The sequence below is a fragment of the Streptomyces sp. ISL-11 genome (genome assembly GCF_018614525.1).
In the GTDB taxonomy this organism is placed as follows: Bacteria; Actinomycetota; Actinomycetes; order Streptomycetales; family Streptomycetaceae; genus Streptomyces.
In genome coordinates this window covers 8,563-9,079 of sequence record NZ_JAGGOL010000176.1, presented here as the reverse complement: position 1 = coordinate 9,079, position 517 = coordinate 8,563, and the positions used below count along the sequence as shown (strand labels likewise).

Here is a 517-nt window from a genome sequence, read left to right as displayed (position 1 = left end):
TAATAGAGACTGGTGCCAGGTGGACCCGTCGGGGCCGGTCAGGGTTTCCGGGCGGCCGTGCTCGTTGTACGAGGCCGCGGTCGCCCTGCCGTCCGGGCGGATCACCGAGGCGAGCCGCCCCTCGTCGTCGTAGCGGCACTCGGTGCTACGGCCAAGAGGGTCCGTCAGGGACAGCAGCCGGTTGTAGCGGTCCCGCCGTGAGTGGGTGGTCGCACCCCTCGGGTCGGTCTCGGCTACTACGTGCAGGGCGTCGTCGACCGTGTAGTGGCTGGTGTGACCCAGGGCATTGGTGACCGAGGTGACCCGCAAGCCGGTGGCCGGGTCGCGCTCCCCGTACTCCAGCGACAACTGCAGATGACCCTCGTCGCCGCTCTGGAAGACACAGCGGTCCTCGGCGTCGTACGTGTAGGAGTAGCGGCTTTCGTTGCGGTCGGTCCACGACGTGATGCGGCCGCGCTCGTCGTAGCCGAAGCGCAGGGGGAGACCGGAGGAGTTGATCACTTCCGTCAGGTCGCCG

At 68.5% G+C, this 517-nt stretch carries 1 pseudogene; it reads right to left on the bottom strand.

Annotated elements, in window-relative coordinates:
- A pseudogene (locus tag J7E86_RS28240) lies at positions 1-517 on the bottom strand (type IV secretion protein Rhs); the annotation flags it as partial.